This is a genomic window from Natronosporangium hydrolyticum (genome assembly GCF_016925615.1).
Classification (GTDB): domain Bacteria; phylum Actinomycetota; class Actinomycetes; order Mycobacteriales; family Micromonosporaceae; genus Natronosporangium; species Natronosporangium hydrolyticum.
The window spans coordinates 2,645,595-2,665,842 of record NZ_CP070499.1; the positions used below are offsets into that span (position 1 = coordinate 2,645,595).

Genomic DNA, 20,248 nt, shown 5'->3' on the forward strand with positions numbered 1-20,248 from the left:
ATCGCGTAGCGTGTTCGTCCTGTTCCCCGGCAGAAGCGGGGTGACCGGCGGCTCATCAACCGACGAGGATCTCCTCTGGTCGGCGGTGGGTGACCGCACCAGCGTAGGAGCCGGCGATCGTGCACAGAAGTGCCGCGAGGTCGGCGTCGTAACTCTCAGCTGCCAGCTGTATTACCTGTTCCGCGAGCACCCGACCGCCCACAAGGACCAGCGGGTACTCGTCGTCGACCACCTCGGCCTGCGCCTGTCTGGAGAAGACCCCGGTCGTCACGAAGACGCCGATCCACCCGCGGCGAAGCCGCGCGACGACTCGCGCCACCTGATCCGGGCTGATTGAAGTGCCGGGTGCTACGCACTTGGCTTGCCCGAGGACCACGAGCGGAGTGTTGCTCTCGGGCGATCCGACATCCAGTCGACCGACGAAGTCCATGCCGCCGTCGCGGCCGGATCTGGTGAGCCAGCCTTCGCGGTAGATCGCACCGGTACCTCCCAGCACCCGGGCAGCAACCTTGGCGGCGAGTAGCTCGAAGGTGTGGCTCCGGTCGGAGAAGTACGAGTGGATTTCAGCGAGAGCGCGTTCCGCCTCCGAACCGGGCGGCGGTGATTGATCAGCGGTCGACTTTATCCGCGAGGAGACGACCCGACGGCGGAGCCGGGGGATGCCGGCCTTCCCTTCCGCGGCCCACCGCCGCCAACTGGCTGGGGCGTGCCGTTCGGTCTCGGCGAGCGAGAGCGCCGGATTGCGCCGGTCGGCAATCCAACGCATGTCAAGGCGCTCGCCGGAGTCGGCTAGATCCAGCACCACCAGGTCGAAGGCGAGGTTGGGAAAGCCTCGGCCACTCACCGGATCCCGCTGCACCACGTGCTCGAGCCGCTCGATTATCGCCACACCACAGAACTCGACGTGCCCTTTCACTAGCCTGCGCCCATGTTGGACAACGGTGGCAGAACGGAATAGTAACAACGGGGGTGAGGCAGCTCGCCGTGGTTGCCCGATCGAAGCGTGCAGCTCCCATGCCTCCCGCATCGCGCGATTCCCGGCGGTCGTTCCGGGTAGACCGGCAGTGTCGGGCTTGTGGTCTCCGTAGTAGCGGACGTAGCCGTGGTCGAGGTCGAACTCGTCGTGCCAGGGGTTGCTGGCCTGCCCGGCCTTCCAGGGGCTCGATCGGATCAGGATGACCGGCCGTCGGTGTTCGTCGCCTGGACCGGCGACGAGCGCGGACGGATTGATTCCGCGCTCCAGCATCAGTTTCGGCTGGCTGCCGGAGAGGTGAGAGGAGGTGGCGAAGTGGAAGTTCGGATAGCCGTCGATGGTGGCGTCGACCTGGCTGGCGCCGCGCGCATATCGCAGCACCTCGAGCATCCTCAGCTGATGCTCTGACAAGGAGGGCGCTCCCTTCCGAAGGGTCGGCCGGCCAGGCGTCAGCGCCGGGTGACCACGACCAGTTCGTCGCGGGCGCGGGTGGCCGCCACATATCGCAGGGAGCGGGCTCGCAGCTCGGCATCGGCCCGTTCCGTCGAGTCCAACATCTCCAGCCGGCTCAGCTCGTTGGTGGAGGGTTTGCCGACCACCAGGATGACGGTGGAGAACTCGGTGCCTTTGGCGCGGTGCATGGTCAACACCGGCACCCGCCCGGGCGGTGGCCGGTCCCGGTCGACGGCGCGGGCGTCGACCCCGTGCTCTGTGAGGGCGGTGACGACCCGGTCGCGGTGGAACCGGTCGGGCACCAGGACCGCCACGGTGTCGGGCTCGGCTCCCCGGTCGACCACCGCGCGGACGTGACCCGCCACCGCCTGCAGCTCGTCGGTGAGCGAGTCGACCGCCTGCACCGTCGGCGCCGGCCCGCGGCGGGCAGAACGGTAGCCGGTGGCCTCCGGTTCCTCTTCGAGGTCGACGTACTCGCCGCCTTCGAGCAGGCTCATCCCGTACCGGAGGTTCTGGGCGGTGGTCCGGTAGTTGAGGGTGAGCCGCTGGGAGCGGCCGACGATCGAGATGCCGTACCGGCCGGGCACCACTCGGGTGCCGTAGATGCGCTGGTGGGAGTCCTCGGCGATGAAGAGGTCGTCGGCCCCTTCGGCGACCAGGGCGCGCAGCAGCTGCCAGTGGCTGGGGGAGAGGTCCTGCCCTTCGTCGACCAGGACGTGGTCGGCCGGGCGCTCACCTTGTTGCGCCAGGTGGGCGGCGGCGACGGCGGCGGCTTCGGTGAAGTCGAGGCTGCCGTCGATCCGGCTCTGGGCCCGGTATGCGGCGATCAGCGCCCATACCGCGGCGCGCTTGGCGCGGTCGAGGGCGACGCCTCGACCCGGCCGCCGCGCCCGGAGATAACCGGCCTCGTCGTGGATCTTGTGGGGGAGGACGACGTGGGCGTACTCGTTGGCGAGGAAGGTTTCGTTGGCGAGCTGGGTCGGCAGGGTGGTGCCGGTCGACTCGATCGTTTCGCGCCACCGGGTGTTGGCGGTGCGCGCCAGCGGGGCGGCGCGCTCCACACCGAGTACATCCTGCATGGCCGCGGCGAGGCCCGCGCCGGCGTCGCGCAGGACGGCGGCGGCGAGCGCGTCCACACCGGCCACATAGACGCCGGGTTGGCCGAGCGTCTTGGTCTGGGAGATCCGCGGGTCGAGCTGGGTGAGGCCGTCGCCGATTGCGTCGGCGAGGTTGGTGGTGAAGGTGGTCAGGACGATCCGCCGGTCAGGATGCTGCCGGGCCAACCCTCGGGCGCGATGGATGAGCACCACGGTCTTGCCGGTGCCGGCTCCGCCGGAGAGCCGGAACGGACCGTTGTAGCGACGCTCCACGTAGCGGCGCTGCTCCGGGTGGAGGAAGATCCGCCACGCCCCGAAGTCGCCGCGTTCGATGACCCGGCGCAGCTCCTCCTGGTCCTCGATGAACGCGTACTGCAGGCCGGCTGCCGGCCGCTTGAGCGACTCCAGGACATCGGCGTCGGCGTCCCGGTCCGGTGCCGCCTTCGCCAACTGCATCCGCTCGGCGATCGCCTCCGCGGGGTCACCGGCGGCCAGGTCGACCAGGATGCTGCCCACCCACCCCACGTGCCGTTCCGCCAACGCAAGGACGGCATCTTCGTCGGCGGCCTGCATCGCCTCGTCGGCGATCGCCTCCGGGATACCGAGAGTGGCGACCAGGTCGTCGCGGCGGTGCCCCAGGCTGGGCAGCAGCGTCGCAACGGCCGGCGCGGCGGGCGTCGGGACCGCCGCCGGTGGCGCGGGCGTGGCGATGGCCTCTTCGATCTGCGGCAGGCCGTTGATCGGGTTGACCTTCAGCCGGACCCGTTGGGCGACGGCGATCGCGTCGTCATGGGGCCAGATGCCGTGGATGACGTAGTGGGTCTCGCCGTCGCCGTCGAGCCGGAACATCACCGCCCGCCAGGAGTCGTCGACCCGGCCGGTGCGCACCCGCGGGTCGGCGGATTGCTGGATCGGTTCCACGTGCAGACCGTTGGCCGTGTCATCGGTCCCGAGCTTCTGCAGGAACGCCATCGCCTTGCCGCGGATTGAGCCGTCAAGCTTGCTCGCGAGCTTGCCCATGATGATGGTCGGCATCAGCGTCCTCCGGGGGAGTGGGGGGTGGCGGCGGCGAGTGCGGCGGCGACGAGCTCCGGTGCCGGCTCGACGAGTCGCCACCCGGCGGCGGCGAGGTCTGCCTGATCTGTGGGGGACAAGGGGGAGAAGACGACGGCGATGTGGAGGTCGGGCCACGACAGGTCGAGCGGGATCCCGTCGGGGCCCTCGGCGCCGACCACCGGCGGGGTGATGCCGTCGTAGGCGGCGAGCACGGCGACCAGCCGCCGTTCCTCCCCGGGCGCGGCGGCGTCGTAGACGTCGGCCCAGACGCCGAGCGGCCGGCCGGGCCCGCCGGCGGTGGTGGCCGCGCCCACCAGGCTGGTGGTGGTCAGGGTCGTCGGCCAGTCCCGCAGCGCCAGCGCGTTGGCCAGCCGCAGCCACGCCCGCCAGGCATCGGCGTGCTCCTCGTCGAGCGCCGAGTCCCGGTCGTCGAGGACGGCGGCGACCTCGACCACCCCGCTGGCTGTCATCTCCACTACGGCGGCCAACCCACCGCAGCGGTGCAGATGCACGGTGCGCGGTCCGGCCGGCAGCGGCTCGTCGCAGAGCGCCGCCCGGGCCACGGTCGCCAGCTCCGCGTCCTGCGGGACCTGGACCGGTTGGGCGCCGCGGTTGAGGAACATCGGCATTGCCCGGGCGACGTTGCGGGCGGCCTCCGGCTGCGGCTGCGCCACCCAGTCGACCAGCCATGGGATCGGCCCGCGGCCGAGCAGGCGGTAGACCTCCGGCGGCGCCTGGAGCAGTGGGACGTTCATGATGGTGCCGGCGAGGTCCGGGTTGTACCAGTGCGGCGGCGGGTCGGCGCCCTGCTCGGTGGCGGTGACGTCGTGGGCGGTGACCGCGAGCACGACCAGCCCGGCGTCGCGCAGGTTCGCCCGCTTGGCCGCGTCATCCGCGAGCCGGTTGGCCGCGGCGGTGGCGTGATAGGCGTGGCCGTCGGTGAAGATCGCCACCGAGGGGACGTTCATGTCGGTGGTCTCGAGCAGGAAGTCCGGGCGGGCGTCGCCGACGTTCGCCTGTGGGGTGAGCGTCCACTGCCGGTGGGTGCCGGGCAACGTGAAGCGGACGACGTTGCCGACGGCGCCCGGGGTCTCGGTGACGGCGGCTCCCTCCCGGCGCAGCCGGCTCAGCAGCAGCCGCTGGAAGGCCCGCTCCAGATGCGACTCCGGCTCCTCGTGCGGCGGCACGTCGGTCACCGTCCAGGCCGAATCATCGGCGGTCTCCGCCTCCGGCGCCAACCCCAGCAGCGTACGCAGGTGGCGGTCGGCCGAGGCCCGGGAGATCCGCGGCACCGCACCGGGGGCGACGAACGGCAACAGGCACCGGTGGCAGGCGAGCCGGTCCTCGTGCCGGCAGTCGCAGTCGCGGACCTTTTCCCACGCCGCCACCAGCAGCGCCCGCAGGTGCTCCGGCGACGCGGTCTCGGCCAGGTAGCCGGTGCCGCCGGGGACGGCGTCGTGCAGCAGGATCGCCTCGTGGTTGTCGGTGCCGTCGGAGTGCGTCGGGTCGACAACATGCTCGACCCGGATGTGGTCGGGGTGGCCGCCGAGCTGTTCCCGCAGCCCGAGCAGCAGCGCCGCGGCGAGACTGGGCACGGCGAAGTCGTCGCCGACCGTCACCGCGTAGGGCAGCCGGATCAGCAGCCCCTGGGTGCGCAGCGTGCGGGAGAGCGCGATGGTCCGGGTCTGCTCGGTGGCCGAGCTCCGGTGTGGACACCAGGGTCGGTGCTCGTGCGGCCGGTTGCGGCCGGCGTCGGTGTCCTTCTTGCCGCAGCCGGCGCAGACCCGGAACAGGGTGCCCTGGTGCTCGTCGCCGGCGACGGCGCGGCTGGTGCCGTGGCCGTGCGGCCCCAGGTTGAGCCACCGCAGGTCGACCGAGCGCAGATAGCTGCAGCCGAGCCCGGTGCCCTCGACGAACCACCGGCGGGCGACCTGCGCCGGGTCGATGTCGGCGGCGGTGACCACCTGGAACCCGACGTGGCCGCGTTCGTCCCGCCGGTCGGAGATCGCCACCTCGTCCCGCCGCACCTCGGCCGAGACCCGGGTCAGCTCGACCACGTCGAGCCGCTGGCCGGAGTCGGCGATGCCGCGACTGCCGCAGCGCTCGCAGGCGGAGACGGTGGTCTCCTGGCCGGTCGCCAGCAGGTCCGCGCCGTAGCCGCAGGCCGGGCAGAACGCCCACGGCCGGATCGCGGCGCCGTCGAGCCCCAGGTCGACCGCGTCGATGGTGATCTCCCAGCCGCGGGCGTAGAAGGTGGCGCCGAGGGCGAACTCCCGCAGCGCCTGCGCGGAGCCCCGCTCGAACCGGGCGCTGGCGTACTCGTACGATCCGGTGTCCGGGTCAGTCCAGGACAGTCCGACGTCGAGGGTGACCGAGTCGTCGAGCAGGGTGTAGTTCGGCAGCAGGCCGTACTCCTCCAGCACGCTGATCCAGTAGCTGGTGCGCAGGTGCGCCAGCTGCCCGCCGATCAGCTTGCGGGTGGCCTCGGCCGAGCGCAGCGCCTGCCGGTCGTCGTCGGTGACCGCCGGCGACTGGGCCCGCGCCTCCAGCTCGGGCAGGACGGCGGCGAGCGCCGTGCGCCGTTCCTCAAGCGTCGCCACCGTCTGCCGCCACCGGTCGCTGGCGGCCCGGGCGTGGGCGGCGAAGCCGCTGCTGCCGGGCCCGGTGAGCGGGACCAGCCACTCCCGCAGCCCGTCGGTCACCTCGACCGGCAGCCCGTCGAAGGAGGCCAGGAAACGGGGGAGGTCGGTCCCGGCGTGCTGCTCGGCGTGTCGGATCAGGTCGCCGAGGAAGGTCCCGGGCGCGGTGGAGCCGATCGCCCCCACCGCCGTCCGGGGGTGGCGGCGGGCCGGGTCGCGGGCGAACCGGTCCGCCAGGTAGGCGGTGTACTGCCGGCGCAGGATCTCCTCGGCGGCCAGATACGTCGCCGGCGGCCGGACCTCACCGTCCAGCAGCGACAGCGGATCGCCGAGCTTCGGCAACTGGTCGCCGCGACCGGTGACGAAGGCCAGGTTCAGCGCGTTGCCGGTGAGCCGGCCGGCCCGGCCGACCCGCTGCAGGTAGGAGGCGACGGTGCGGGGCAGCGACGCCAGGAACACCGCCGACAGGTCGCCGATGTCGATCCCCATCTCCAGCGTGGGGGTGGCGACAAGCACATTCGGCGCCTGCGGACTGGCGGCGGCGGCGCGGAACCCATCCTCGTACGCCCGGCGGGTCTCGTCGTCGAGCATGCTGGTGTGCTCGCGGGCCACCACCCGCCGCATGTCGGGGGAGGCGTAGAGCCGGCGGTAGAAGTTGTCGGCCAGCGGCTCGGTCCGCAGCCGGCCCCGGCAGCGTACGTGCAGGCACGGCGCCCCGGTGAGCTGGCCGACGGCCGCGACCGTGCCGGGGGTGGTGGCCCGGCAGGTGTCGCAGACCAGCAGGTGCCGGCCGGCGGTGAGGTCGGCCTCGACGGTCGGCGTCACCACGATGCCGGAGGCGGGCACGGCGTAGATGGTGGCCCCGGAGTCGCTCGTCGTGGTGGTGAGGACCCCGTCGCGGGCGAGCCGGTCGAAGAGCAGCCGCGCCAGCCGGCCGCCGTCCTGCCGGGAGACGTCGAGCACCCGGGAGGTCCAACGGGCGTACCAGGCCTGCGGGGAGGTGACCGGGTCCAAGTCCCCGTCGCGCCGCGGCGAGCCACCCACCGTCGGGTACGCCGGGGCGGGCCGGCCGGTCCGCCCCCGGCCGGCGGACGGAAACGCCGGCATGCCCTCGCTGCGCGGCCGACCGCCGGTGACCCACCAGCGGTTGCCGTCGCAGGCCCGGTACCTGTCGAACCACGGGTGGTCGATCGCGCCCTGCGCCCGCATCCGGTCCAGCACCCCGCGCACCCACCGCACCAGGGTGGCGTCGTCGGGTCCGTCGGCGCCGAGCGTGCCCTGCCAGGAGGCGCCCTCGAGCGCCGCCCGGGCGGCGCCGGCGATCCGCTCGGGCAGGCCGGCCTCCACCTCGACCGCCACCGCGCCGGTCAGCTCCAGGGTGCGGCCGGTGCGGGAGTTCAGCCCGAACTCCAGCGCCGCGTCCAGCGCCAACCGGCGCCGCACCCGGGCCCGCACCCGCGCCGGCACCGAGCGCAGCGTCGCCGCCTGCCAGAACGGCAGGAACGACTGCCGGTCGGCGCACTCCGGGGCGAGCAGCCGGTAGCGGGCGAACGGGTCGTTGCCGGCCTCCCGGATCACCTCGTCCACAAGCGCGTCGAGGGTCAGCGCGCCGTCGGCGACCGCCTCCCGCAGCGCCGCCCGCAGGGTCAGCGTGTGCGACCGGGCCTGCACGAACCCGGCCCGGTGGGCGGCGTCCTGCACCGAGTCGGTGAAGACAAGCGCCTTCTTCTCGGCGGCGTCGAGCGTGGGCGAACCGAACAGGGTGGACAGTGACACCGACAGCAGGGTGGCGACGGCGCTGCCGAGGAACCGGATCGCGTCAGTCTGCCCGCAGGAGGGGCAGGTGTCGTCGTGGCTCAGTTTGTCGGCCTCCGGCCCGACGTTCGTGAGCACCGGCAGCACCCACCCGTCCCGCACCTCCGGGTCGTCCTCGGCGACTTTGGGGAGCAGCTCCCGGTGCCGCACCGAGAACCACATCAGACCCTCGACCTTGTCCTCCTCCGCCAGCACGGCGGCGGCCTCCACCGGCGCGTAGAGCAGCGGGCGGAACCGGCCCTCGCGCCGGGCGTGGTCCGACCGGATCTTGTGGTCGTCAGCCGCCAGGCTGGTGCCGACCCGCGCCAGCCCGACGCCCCAGCCGGAGCGGCCACAGTGGCGGCAGAAGATCGCCGGGAACGACGGCCGCAGCTGCTCGGCGTCGTCGGACGAGGCCGGCGGCCCGTCGTCGCCCCACCGGAACTGGGTGGTCGCGACCGCCGCCCGGTCGATCCGGGTCAGCTCCCGCACCCACAGGTGCGCGTCGACCGCCAGCGCCTCGCGGCCGGTGGCGGCGCGGACGTGGCTCAGCGCCGCCAGCAGGTGCGCCAGCATCGCCTCGGCCTGGGCGCCGCCGCCGGTGTGGGGGAGGAGCCGGCCGGCGAGAGTCTCCACCGCGACCGCCCGCTCCGCCTCCCGGGCCAGCCGCTGCACCAGCGGATGCGCCCGGCACAGCGCCGACAGCAGCGCCGGCTCGGCCCCGGCCAACCGGTCGGTCGGTACGCCGTACAGCGCGGCGAGCAGCGCCTGGGCGAGCTGGCCGCCGGTCGGGTCGTGCCCGAGCGCCTCGACCGCCGCCAGCGCCCCGGCAACATCGACGGCCTCGCCGTTGACCGCGGTGAACCCGGCGTCGGCCACCGTCTTCGGCGCGTCGCCGACCCACTCGGCCAGCCCCAGCCGGGTCTCGGTGACCACCGCGTCGGCGTCGAAGTGCTCGCCGAAGACCGTCCGGGCGAAGTCGCACATCACCGTCGGGTCGCCCTGATCCCCGAGCGTCGCCGAGGTCGCCACCGGCGTCACCAGGCCCAGCGGCCGGGCCCGGGCCGCCTCGTCGATCTGCGGGCTTGGGTGGTCGTCGCGCCAGTGGCTCTTCAGCGCCAGCCCGAGCCGGCGCAGCAGCATCGCCACGTCGGTGCCCTGCGCCCCGTCGTAGGTGTGGAACTCGTCAAGCACCAGATACTGCAGGCTGGTCGCCGACTGCCGCCACAGCTCCTGATCCTCGGCGCGCAGCAGCAGCTGGTCGAGCATCTTGTAGTTGGTGAGCAGGATGTCCGGCGCGGTGTCCCGGATGATCCCCCGGTCAGTGATCAACCCGTCCGGGGTGACTGTGGTGCGGGTCGGCCCGGCCTGCCCGGTGTAGATGGCGGCGGTGACCCCGGCCAGCGCGGGTTGGCTGGTGAGCAGCGTCGTCAACCGGGCCGCCTGGTCGTTGGCGAGCGCGTTCATCGGGTACAGGATCAGCGCCTTCAACCCGGTCTCGCCGGCCCGACGCGATCGCAACACATGGTCGAGGATCGGGTGGAGGAACGCCTCGGTCTTGCCCGACCCGGTGCCGGTGGTGACAAGCGTCGGCAGCGGCCGGCGACGTTGGCCGTCAACCGCCGAGGTGAGCCGGGCGAACGCCGCCGCCTGATGCCCGTACGGCGCCGGGCCTTCGTACCACTCCAGAGCGTCGCGCCAGCCGGTGTCGGCGGGGCGAAACGGCAGCCGCAGCCGCACATACGGCCCCTTGAACATGCCGTTGTCCGGGTCGGCGAGGAACCGGTCCAGCCCGTCCCGGGCGTCCCCGTCGGTCAACCCGAACGTGGTGGTCAGGTAGTCCACCAGGCTGTGCCGGATGCCGGCCGCCTGCAGCGTCGGGAGCAGTTCACTCACTGGAATGCCTTACGTTCGCGACTGCGGGGCTCCGCTTCGCTGCGCTCCTCGCGCTCACGACCGCTCCGCCAGCAGCCGCTCGAAGTGGGCGTACGCCTGCCGCATGTCCGCCTCCCGGTCCAGGGTCCTGAACGGCAACTCGTACGTGTAGGTGTTGCCGGCCTGGTTGGTGGCGGTGCGCTCCTCCTCGCTGATCCGATCCCCCTTCTTCCGCCACACCTTCAACACCTCCTGCGGCACCAACCGGCCGTTGGCGTCGTAGTGGTCACGCTTCCGGTCGTAGCCGTAGAGCACGGGGAACTGCGTGCGGTAGATGGTGCACAGCTCGTCGGCGGTCAGCCCGAGCATCAATGCCACCAACGCGTCGATCTCCACCAGCGCCTGCCGCCGGTCAGCCGTAATCCGCAGCGGCGTATCGGCAGTCCACTCCGGCCCAACGTCGCCGAGCGGCAGCCGCCGCGCATGCGCCAACCCGCCCGTCCACTCGTCCCGTAGGAACTCGTCCGACCAACACTCCCGCCACAGATCCGCGTACGCATCGGTCACGCAGTTGAGCCGCAGCGTACGGCTGAAAAGCTGCTTCTGGAGCGGATGATCACGGACTATCGGAAGACGTTCGAATGAACCCTGGTAGATGCCGCTCTTCGGTGCAGCGCGGATCAACAGGTCGCTTACAAGCGAACCGGTGAAACCCGCAATCTCGACGAGGGTACGAAGCGAGACGTTCGGCGATCCGACGCAAAAGACTCCGTTCACATGGGCTGCGCCTGGAGGGATGAGCGCGGGTATGAGTGTGCGTTCTCCAGTGTTCGCGGCCATGGCGCGCCAGGCGAGGCGGTAGAAGTCGCGGGCAGAGCGACGTTCCTCGTCGTCACCCCAGTGGGTGTAGTCGCGGTCGTAGCGGTGCCGGTCGCCGGTCGGCTTGTAGGCGGTCACCGGCACCGCATTGGCCGCCAGCGTCTCGAAGTCCGTCGCTGACCAGTCCTGGTTGTGCAGCATCGTTTCGTTCGGCGATTTGTAGATAGGGGTTGCGACGAATAGGTGTGGACCTTGCAAGATTACGTCCTGCCACGAGTCAGGTGCCCCCCACTCCGATTCAAAGTAGCCCTTTGTTCGGTCGTTCTTCTCGTGCCATCCAGGTGAGAAGTGGAGGCCGAGTTCACCGATGCGTCTAGCATTCGACAGCTTGTCGAGTACCGCCGCTGTCGCCCGGTTCACCGCATACACCATTCGTGTTCCGCCTACCGGAACGTCTGGCCCTTCGAGGATCGCGTGCCAAGTCTCTAGCGTCGATTGGGTGACGGTGGTAATGCGGCTGCGGTGAGGGCGGAGGTCCCACTTGCCCTCGGGATCCTTGAGACCCGGCTCGGCACCTGAGCCGTCGTGATCGAACGACCGAAGCACCGTCTCCGGGTGGTAGAGCGACGTCGCCATGAGGAAGCGAGGACTTGTCCGGTTGCTGGCGTATATGTGCACCCCGAACGAAATCTGGTCATGCACCTCAAACAAGAAGAGGGCGTTCGTGAATTGCCAATGGCGGCCTAGGCGATGGTAGGTCGCTCTGCGAAGTTTGCCAGCCTTCTCATCAGTGAAGTGGGACTCGGGATGGATGAGTCCGATCGAGCCGCGACCGGAGGCATTCCGCCAGGTCTGCTCCATGAAGCAGCGGTAGAGGTCGGGCTGGAGGCCCTGCAGATGTGGGTATGCCGGCGAGCCGACGAACTCGGCGAGGCCGGCGATGTCGGTGGCGCCGTCTACCACCAGGTTCTGGATGCCAGGCAGGGCGAGTGTCGCCTCCCGCTTCTGCTTCACTTGTGCTTGGGTGGGTTTGACCGCGAGCTGCCACCACGGGTCGCCCTCGGCGAGCAGCGCATCGACGTCCGATCGGGGTCTGACCCAAGGTGGGTTTCCGACTTGGAGGTCGAAGCCGCCGCGGGCGAAGACGGAGGCGAAGTCGAGGTGCCAGTGGAAGAACCCTTGCTGGGCGGCGACTCGTTGGCACACCACAAGCCAGGGATGCTTCTGCAGGACGTTCTGCACCGGGTGGGCGCCGGCGAAGCCGAGTTCCAGTTGCTCGGCCTGGTTCAGCTCCTCCCAGCTCACCCCGGCCGCAAGCGTGTCCTTGGGCAGTTTGGACTTGCGTAGCTCTGGGCTGCGGCCCAGCAGCGCCTGCAACCCGGTGATCCAGTCGGCCAGGGTGGGCGGCTCCACCCGTACCTCGTTGACGGTGGTGGTCTGGTCGGTGAGCGGCCAGAACCAGAGCGCGGTCCAGGCGTCCATCACCAGCCGCAGCCGCTGGTAGGCGCCGTCGGCGTCGGCGAGCGCCCGCTCGATCTCCTCCCGCGACACCGTGCCGCCGACCGGCAGGTCGCCGGCCTTCCAAACCGGGATGGCGCGGCGGATCTGTTCCTCGGCGATCTGCAGCCGGCGGTAGGCGATCTGCCACAGCACCTCGACGCGGTGCGCCAGCTCGACAAGCGCGTCGGTCTGCTGCTTGTTCGGCTTCGATCTGATGCCGCGCCGCCAGTCCTTTAGCCGCTTCGCCGCCTCGGGGACGAGGGCGGCGGCCTCTTTCGCGTCGGCGGCGGCGCCCCAGCCCTCGGCCGGTAGCAGGAAGTGGTGGATGCCGGTGCTGTCGACCCGACCGGCGGTCATGTCCTCGACCAGTGAGGTCAGCGGTACTTCGTCCGGGGTCGCCTTCAGCCAGGATTTGTCGGTGATCTGGCTGCGGCGGTAGACGGCGCGGCGGGCGCCGACAAGTGAGTTGCCGCGGCGCAGGTGCAGGCCGAACCATGGGGCGGCCAGGTCCTTGGCCATGGTGTCGAGCCACAGGGTGATCTCGGCGAACTCGACGGCGGTCGCGTTCAGGTCCACCCCGTACACGTTGTGAAGCGCCAGATACGCCTTGACCTCCTGCAGCCGCTTGGGATACTCGTCCGGGTCGATCTTCTGGTTGAGCTCGACCTGGCGGCGTTTGAGGTACTGGTCGGCGAGCTGGCGCACCGCCTCGATCGCGAACGCGCCGGAGCCCAGCGCCGGCTCGCAGACGGTCAGCTCCAGGATCTCGGCCGCGGTGGTGGTGTGGCCGTCCTGGTCGAGCAGCTCCTCCAGCGCCTGCCCGACGGTGAACCTGGTCAGCACCTCGGGGGTGTAGTAGGAGGCCGACTGCTGCCGCTCCCGCCCGGCCAGTCGGAACACGAACGAGCCCTGCCGGTGCAGCACCGGCTTCTCCTCGCCGGTGGTCGGGTCCGGTGCTTTGACGAAGTCGGCCGACGAGATGCCCCCGGCCCGGTCCACCGGCACCACCCACGAGCCTTTCGAGGCGTCGCCGTTCTTCGCCACCTCGTAGAGGTCGGTCTCGGCGAAGAAGCCGGTGTAGGACATCAGTCCCTCGTAGACCGCGCCGAGCTGGTTGATGCCCAGCTCCGCGTACGAGATGAAGCCTCGGTCCTTGCCGCGGGACTCCTTGCTGAGCAGCAGGTGGGTCAGCACCTGCTGCAGCGCGACGTTGCCCAGGCCCACCGCGTCGATGTGGGCGATCGCCTCCGGGCGGAACAGGTCCGCGCGCAGCGCGTGGAAGGTCAACCCCGAGGTGGCCGACGCCTCCTCCTCGTCGCCGGCCTCGGCGGCGGGGGAGTGGCCACGGTCCACCAGCCGGAAGAGCACGCCCAGCGACTCGTACAGGTGGGTGCCGCCGCGGGTACGCGGGTTTGTCAGCTCCACCTGCACCAGCTCGCGGAGCCGATCGAGGCTGTACCCCTGGTCGTACTCGGTGGCGCCGACCGGCAGCACCCCCAGCTCGGGGGAGGCCTCGGCGTAGAGCAGGAACAGGATCCGGTAGAGGAACCGCAGCGACTGCTTCGCCAGCGGCTGCGCCTCGGCCGCCGGCAGCGGCGGCAGACCCTGCGCCCGGCGCCGGTCCACCACCTCGTTGGCGATGATCTCGATGGAGAGGCGGACGCCGTCGCGCAGGTCCTTGGAGACGCCGACGGTGTGCTTCACCGACGCTTCCAGGACCTCCTGCCACCACACCTTGCCGTCGGCGTCCGGGGCGATCGACTGGGCCGACAGGCAGGTAAGCGCCCGGTCGATCTCGCCGGCGCGTTTGGTGTCGTTGCGCTCGCAGACCAGCTGCACGTCGACCGCCAGGTAGCGGCCCTCGGCCCAGCGTTCCCGTTCGGTAAGCAACGCCCAGCGGCCGGCGAGCACCAGTATGAAGTCGGGGCCGTCCTCGGTGACGAAGAGCGTCGACACCAGCTTGGCGGCCGACTTCACCTCGTCGCCGTCGTCGGTGAGCCGCACCGGCTCGGCGAGGGTCACCCCGTCCTTGGTGAGCAGGTCCTCGACCGCGGTGACCGGCGTGGCGGTGACCACCACAAGCGGCGCCCGGTCGGTGACGCCCGGGGACGAGATCCGCAGCAGCGGGCCGTCCTGCTCGAGGTGCAGGCCGTGGCCGCGGAGCTCCAGGATGTCGAGCAGCCGGTCGTGGACGCCTCCGGCGACCGCGTCGACCGACCGGTTGTCCTGTCGGTCGGGGCTCACCGTCGGGTCGAGCAGCTCGGACAGGCTCGCCAGGTCGGCTTCGAGCGCCTGCCGGGCCTCGGTGAACCGGGACCGGGGAGTGGCCCGGCCCTCCTTGGCCTCGGCGTCCCACGCCTTGCGCCGCTCGACCACTTTGGCGCGGAACGATTCGCTCGTGGCCTCGGTGGTGAAGTAGTGCTCCGAGATCCAGCTCTCGCCGACCAGGATCGCGTCCGACCCGCTCATCGTTCTCCTCTCCTCCTGATCGGAAGGCACCTGGCACGAATCAGACACTTGTCCGTGCGGAGCCGGATCATTGTTGATCACCTACACTTGAAACCATGACCCGGACACTGGCTGACACGGCGGCGGCCGACCAGCTGCCCAGCCTCGTCGCCGAGCTGGCAGAGACGGACGACCAGGTGAAGATCACGCATGGTGGCGTGTTCGCCGCGATGCTGATTTCTCCACAGAAATGGCGCTCAATCGTGGAGACGCTGGACATTCTGGCTGACCCCGGTGCGGTCGCAGACATCCAGGAGGCCGACGCCGAGGCCGACGCCGGCGGCGGCGCGGACATCGACGAGGTCGCGGCCTTGGTGGCACGGCGCCATGACGCCGGGTGACCGAGCGGTCTGGGCGATGGAAGGTCAAGATTCAAGCGGCCGCGCAGCGGGCGCTTGCTGAGGACCTTCCACTCGGCGTAGCTACGGCGGCCCTCGAGTTCATCCAACACGTTCTTCCGGCGAATCCCTACCGTGTCGGTGGCGAACTTTCCGGTCGCTACGCCGGCCAGCACTCGGCTCACCTGGGTGAGTACCGGATCGTCTATCAGGTCTATCCGGAAGATCGGCTCATCCGGGTGAAGTCGATTCGCCGGCGGGCGGACGTCTACGGCGTGGGATAGCTTCGGCCGAGGGCTCGGGGCGGTCGTCATGCCTTGACACCGCCGGACCCGCTCTCCGGGACGACCACCAGCAGCGGCCGGACGAGTTGCCGGTCGGGCGCCATCGCCTCGACCATCGCCCGCTCCTGCGCGACGCTCATCCGGCGCTCTTTGACCTGATCGCGTTGGACCAGCGCGCCGGCCTCATGCTCCCATCGGTCGAGCCGCCGGGACCACTCCTCGACCCGGCGCGCCACATCCTGCTCGGCCGCCTTGAACACGGTCGCCAGATGCCGCTCGGCCGCCCGCACCGCCGGGGCCACAAGTGCTTGCAGGGCGTCGAGGTCGGGGACCGCGCCGGGGTTGTCGCGGCGGGTGCCCCAGCCGAGCGCCTGCAGCGCCTCCCGGGCCGAGCCGTACGGGTTGATCGGCGCGAACGACGGATCGTCCGGCACCGGGAACTCGGCGGTGAGCCAGGCGGCCGACACCACCTGGCCGCGCCGGTTGGTCAGGGTGCCGAGGAGTAACACGGTGGCGGCGTCGACCGTGCCGCGGACGGCGAAGACCTCGTTGCGGCCCAGCGCCGCCAGCGCCCGGTCGGCGGCCCAGTCCAGCACCGGATGCAGCGGGCCGAGATAGTGCGCGTCCGGCCAGGTGGAGTCGCTGTCGTCGCGCAGTGCGGCGGCGAGCCGGTCCTTGCCGCGGGCGGCGGTGGTGGCGAGCACCAGCCGCTCGGTGACCCGGCGGTCGGCGAGGTAGCTCTGCGGCAGCACCTCCAGCCGCTGCACCAGATCCGGCGGTGGGGTCAGCTCCACGGTGCCGAAGGCGGCGTCGCGGCGCCATCCGACTCCCTGCCCGGCCAGCGGCGCGGTCGGGTCGATGAACGCCTGCTGCAGCGCGTCCTCCAGATAGGAGACATCGTCGTCGTAGAGGCCGGAGCCGGGGTCGGTGCCGCCGGCGTCGGCGGCGGCGCCGGCGGTGCGGGTCTCGTCGGTGGCGGTCGGGGTGGGGTCGGCGTCGGATGAGGCGTCGAAGAGCTGGGCGAACAGCGCCGTCAGGTCGTTGCCGGCGGCCACCTCGGCGACCGGCCGGACCACGTCGTCGAGCTCCTCGCTGCCGGCGAGCACCGCCCGGATCGCGTCCTCCTCGCCCTTGACGTCGTAGCGGCCCATCAGCGCCGCCGCGTCACCCAGCGCGGTGTGGGCCTCGTTCTCCTTCTCCACCAGCTTGGCGAGGATCCGCACGTCGCCGGCGAACCGGTCGCCGGCCGGCTCCAGCAGCAGCGCCGTCACCCGCGGCGGGTGCTGCTGGCCGTACCGGTCGATCCGGCCGTTGCGCTGCTCGATCCGGATCAGGCTCCACGGGATGTCGTAGTGGACCAGCTCGTGGCACTGGGCGTGCAGGTTCACCCCCTCGGAGGCGACGTCGCCGGTGACCAGCACCCGCACCGGCGCGTGGGCCTGCTTGAACGCCTCCACGATCCGCTGCTGCTCGTCGTCGGCGAGGCCGCCGTGCATCAGCTCCACGGCCTCGGCCGGCAGGCCCAGATCCTTGGGCAGGCTGCGGTGCAGCCAGCGCAGCGTCTCCAACCGCTCGGCAAAGATCACCACCCGGGCGGCTGAGCCCGGGCCGACGCCGATCTCCCGCAGGTGGGCCAGCAGCCGGGTGTACTTCGCCGACGGGGTGCGCAGGGTCGTGGCGTTCAGCTCGGCGAGCCGCTGGAGCGCGCGCTGCTCGACCGCGGCCTGGTCATCTGTGCCGAGCCGGCCCAGCCGCCCGTCGATCGTCTCCTGCAGCGCCGCCGGGGAGGAGAGGAACGCCTTCGCCAGGGTCCAGGGGAAGAGCGTCGCATTCTGCCCGGAGTACGGGCTGCCGCCGCGGCCCGGCCACAGCCAGGTCTCCGCCAGCTCCTGGGCGACCGCGTCCTCGGCCGGCGTGGCGGGGACCAGCACGTTGTGCGGCTCCTGCCGCTCCGCCCAGTCGGCGCCCACCACCCGCGCCACCTCCGGGCTGTGCCGGTGGCGGCGGACCACCAGCCGCTTCACCTCCGCCGGGTCGAGCTCGCCGTCGGCGGGCGCGGCGGACGGGTCGAGCAGCCGAATCAGCTCGGCGAACGACTCCTTCTGGCCATTGTGCGGGGTGGCGGAGGCGAGGATCAGCGCCTCGGCGTTGCGGGCCAGCAGCCGGGCCAGCCGGTTGTTCAGGGTGGCGGCGTTGGACAGGTTGTGCGACTCGTCGATCACCACCGCGTCCCACCGCTGCTTGCGCAGGCTGGCGACATACCGGTCGGACTTGAGCGTGTCGATCGAGATGATCGCCCGGCGGTAGAAGGTGAACGGGTTGCGGGTGGCCGGCAGCTTCTGCCGCACCCGCTGGATGCCGGCCGAGTCGAGCCGGACGAACGGCAACGCGAACCGGGTCCACAGCTCGTGCTGCATCTGCTCCAGCACGTGCCGCGGCGTCACCACCAGGATCCGCTCGCCCCGGCCGCGGCGCACCAGTTCGGCCAGGATCATGCCGATCTCGAGGGTCTTGCCGAGCCCGACCGCGTCGGCGAGCAGGATCCTCGGCCGCAGGTTGTCCGGGTCCAACGCCCGCCGTACCGCGGACTGCTGGTAGCTCAGGGCGTCGGCCAGGCCGCGGGTGGCCACCGACAGGGCGCGCTCGCCGAGCGGCACGGCGGTCTTGCGGATGGTCGACTCCAGCCACAGCCGGGCGGTGCGGTAACGGGGGCTGTGGTCGGCGACCACCGACGCCTGCGCCGGCTCCAGCGCGGTGACCGCGTCGAGGCTTTCGTAGAACGCGGCCCGGGTGTCCCGCACCAGCTCACCGAGGCCCTGGACGTGCACCAGGGTGCCGTCGGCGGTCTCCTCGGTCGCCCGGACCAGCCACTCCTCGTCGCGGACCACGACCACCGTGCCAGGTGCGAACGTGCCACGGTTGGCGGGCTCGGTTGTCGTCACTGAGGGTGTTCTCCCTTCACCGGGATCAACGGGACGTTCGACGACAAGTCCGGTAGCCGCCTCGTCGAGAGCCTATCGTCGGCTGACCGTGTGTGACGCCGCCGGTTAGGGTGAGCGACATGGGCCAAAGGTCCACCACGCCCCGGTCGCTCGACGCCGCGACCTCGGCCCGGTTCGGTCGGATGCCGCGGGCAGCCACCGGGTCGAGGCGGCGTGGCGGCACGCCCTCACCGGCGGGTCCGCAGGTAGCCGTCGCGGCCGAACAGCACCTGCCGATCCAGAAAGCGGTTGAAGAACCGACAGGAGGGCTCACCCAGGTGCAGACAGGCGCTGCAGGCGCCGCTGCCGTAGCTGCACCCCGGGTCGAGCGGGCAGCGGTGCTCCGCGTCGAAGAAGGCACTTAGGAGATCATCGAGGTTGGACTCGAAGACCGCCTGCATGCCGCCGAGTACGAAGTCTCCCCGGGCGGCGGCGTAGACGAAGAACGCCAGCTGACCTGGGACGAGATACTCGCTCAACGCGTCCCGTTCGATGCCGGAGAAGACCGCCGCCTGCCGGATGAACCGGTGCGCGTAGGTGTGGACCAGCTTTACTACGTCGGTGCCGATCGACTCCACCGAGGGGTCGTCGCGTTTGCTGGGGATCACAGCGGACTGCAAGATCGCCACCCGGGCCGCGACCGGGTCGTCGGCCCCGCGGGTCCACTCCGGCAAGGTGTGGCCCCGGCCGGTAAGCCAGGTCGCCACGCGGGTCGGGTCGAGCCGTACCAGGAAGGCTTCGGTCCTGGCCAGATTGCCGTAGAGGCGGTAGCCGCCCTTGTGGCGGAACGGCACCAGCCGGCACTTCGAGGGGTCGTCATCCCCACGGGTGTAGCCGTAGACGGCGTTGAGCACCGGAAACTGGTCGACCAGGTCGATCCCGTCGACCCCGGCCCGGCTCAGGGCGGCCGGGTAGTCGGTGCGGTAGCGCTGGTCGAGCGCGTCGCCTGGCGTGCCGCCGCGGAGGTCCGTGGTGGGTTGCCGGCTCTCCGCCAGCGCCATGGCGATGTCGACCGCCTCCTGCTCCGCCTCCTCCCGGCGATCTGCCCGCAGCTGGTCGAGTGGATGATCGCCGGGCGTGGCGAGCTGGCCGCCGACCTCGGCCGTGCTCGCCATCTGCTCCGCGATCGCAGGGTCGATCCCGCCGGCGACCAGCTGCGCGGTGAGTTCTTCCTTCGTCTGCTTCGCAGTGACGTCCGCCGGCCGCGGCGCGGTCAGTCCCTCGACCACCCACATCAGGGCCTTGCGGGCGCCACCAGCCAGCTTGAGCGCCTCCCGGTGCTCGGGCTGGGGCGGATTGATCATCACTGTGCTGCGGGGGGTGTAGACCGTCCGAGCCTTGTGCACATTCCACCGCACGGTGCCATCGCCGCAGCGACACCGATGGCCGCGCCCCAGACCCTGCATCGTCTGCCGGTTGCAGACCGGGCAGACGAAGGTGATATCCGCGGCCTTCGCGCTCTTCGGGGTGACGACCTTCACGTCGTCATGGTCAGGGCAGCGCTTCACCCACGGTTCCGCGATCGCGCCGCAGCTGTGGACGCCGACGAAATGCAGCTGCCCCCAGTGGCGCTGCCCGCACACGCAGCGGCGGTCCGCCGACTTCCCGATCCGTTTGCAGGAGCGACACAGCCACACCTGCGGATACCGCTCGACCAGGACCCCACGCTGCTCATCCAACGCGACGACCTCGACCGGTGCACCGCGGGCCAGCTCATCCCCGACGCCGCCGTCGGTGCCGTGCACGACCCATGCGCCGACCTCCTGCAGCAGCCGCCGTCGCACCAGGTCAGTATCGACCTCGACATGGGACGGCGCCGACCACTCCGCGACCCGGTAGATGTTGCCGTTGAGGTCCACCGTCTGATCGGGGAGGAAAGTACGCAGAATCTGGCTGCCGCTGCGGCTGCCGATCTTGGCCATGTCGTTTGC

The 20,248-nt window shown here is 71.2% G+C and carries 8 protein-coding genes; 2 read left to right on the forward strand and 6 right to left on the reverse strand.

The features are described from left to right. Window positions 1-55 precede the first annotated feature (55 nt). Genes JQS43_RS11690 through JQS43_RS11705 form a run of 4 tightly spaced genes read right to left on the reverse strand, consistent with a single transcriptional unit; the run spans window position 56 to window position 14,675 of the window. Window positions 56-1,384 (reverse strand): restriction endonuclease, encoded by a 1,329-nt coding sequence (locus tag JQS43_RS11690; protein WP_239679108.1) that lies wholly within the window; start codon window positions 1,382-1,384, stop codon window positions 56-58. 38 nt (window positions 1,385-1,422) lie between these two features. After that, complete coding sequence (locus tag JQS43_RS11695) at window positions 1,423-3,558, reverse strand: UvrD-helicase domain-containing protein (RefSeq protein WP_239679109.1); 2,136 nt, start codon at window positions 3,556-3,558, stop codon at window positions 1,423-1,425. After that, window positions 3,558-9,908, reverse strand: coding sequence for a DEAD/DEAH box helicase (locus JQS43_RS11700; protein WP_239679110.1), 6,351 nt, complete (start codon window positions 9,906-9,908; stop codon window positions 3,558-3,560). The genes JQS43_RS11695 and JQS43_RS11700 overlap by 1 nt, the downstream gene beginning before the upstream one ends. A 54-nt stretch (window positions 9,909-9,962) precedes the next feature. Then, window positions 9,963-14,675, reverse strand: coding sequence for a class I SAM-dependent DNA methyltransferase (locus JQS43_RS11705; protein ID WP_239679111.1), 4,713 nt, complete (start codon window positions 14,673-14,675; stop codon window positions 9,963-9,965). Between the two features lie 95 nt (window positions 14,676-14,770). Here JQS43_RS11705 and JQS43_RS11710 point away from each other — a divergent pair, with 95 nt between their 5' ends. Both JQS43_RS11710 and JQS43_RS11715 read left to right on the forward strand, forming a co-directional pair. Further along, entirely contained in the window at window positions 14,771-15,055 is a 285-nt protein-coding gene (locus tag JQS43_RS11710; protein WP_239679112.1) for a type II toxin-antitoxin system Phd/YefM family antitoxin, read from the forward strand. Then, the gene (locus JQS43_RS11715; protein ID WP_239679113.1) at window positions 15,052-15,336 is read left to right on the forward strand and encodes a type II toxin-antitoxin system RelE family toxin; all 285 of its coding nucleotides are present in this window, start codon (window positions 15,052-15,054) and stop codon (window positions 15,334-15,336) included. Before JQS43_RS11710 ends, JQS43_RS11715 begins: the two co-directional genes overlap by 4 nt. Window positions 15,337-15,362: 26 nt before the next feature. Here the strand turns inward: JQS43_RS11715 and JQS43_RS11720 are convergent, their stop codons facing one another. Further along, a complete protein-coding gene (locus tag JQS43_RS11720) occupies window positions 15,363-18,278 on the reverse strand; it encodes an SNF2-related protein (protein WP_239679114.1) in 2,916 nt (971 codons plus the stop codon). Between the two features lie 227 nt (window positions 18,279-18,505). Then, window positions 18,506-20,239, reverse strand: coding sequence for a hypothetical protein (locus tag JQS43_RS11725; RefSeq protein WP_239679115.1), 1,734 nt, complete (start codon window positions 20,237-20,239; stop codon window positions 18,506-18,508). Between the last annotated feature and the right edge of the window lie 9 nt (window positions 20,240-20,248).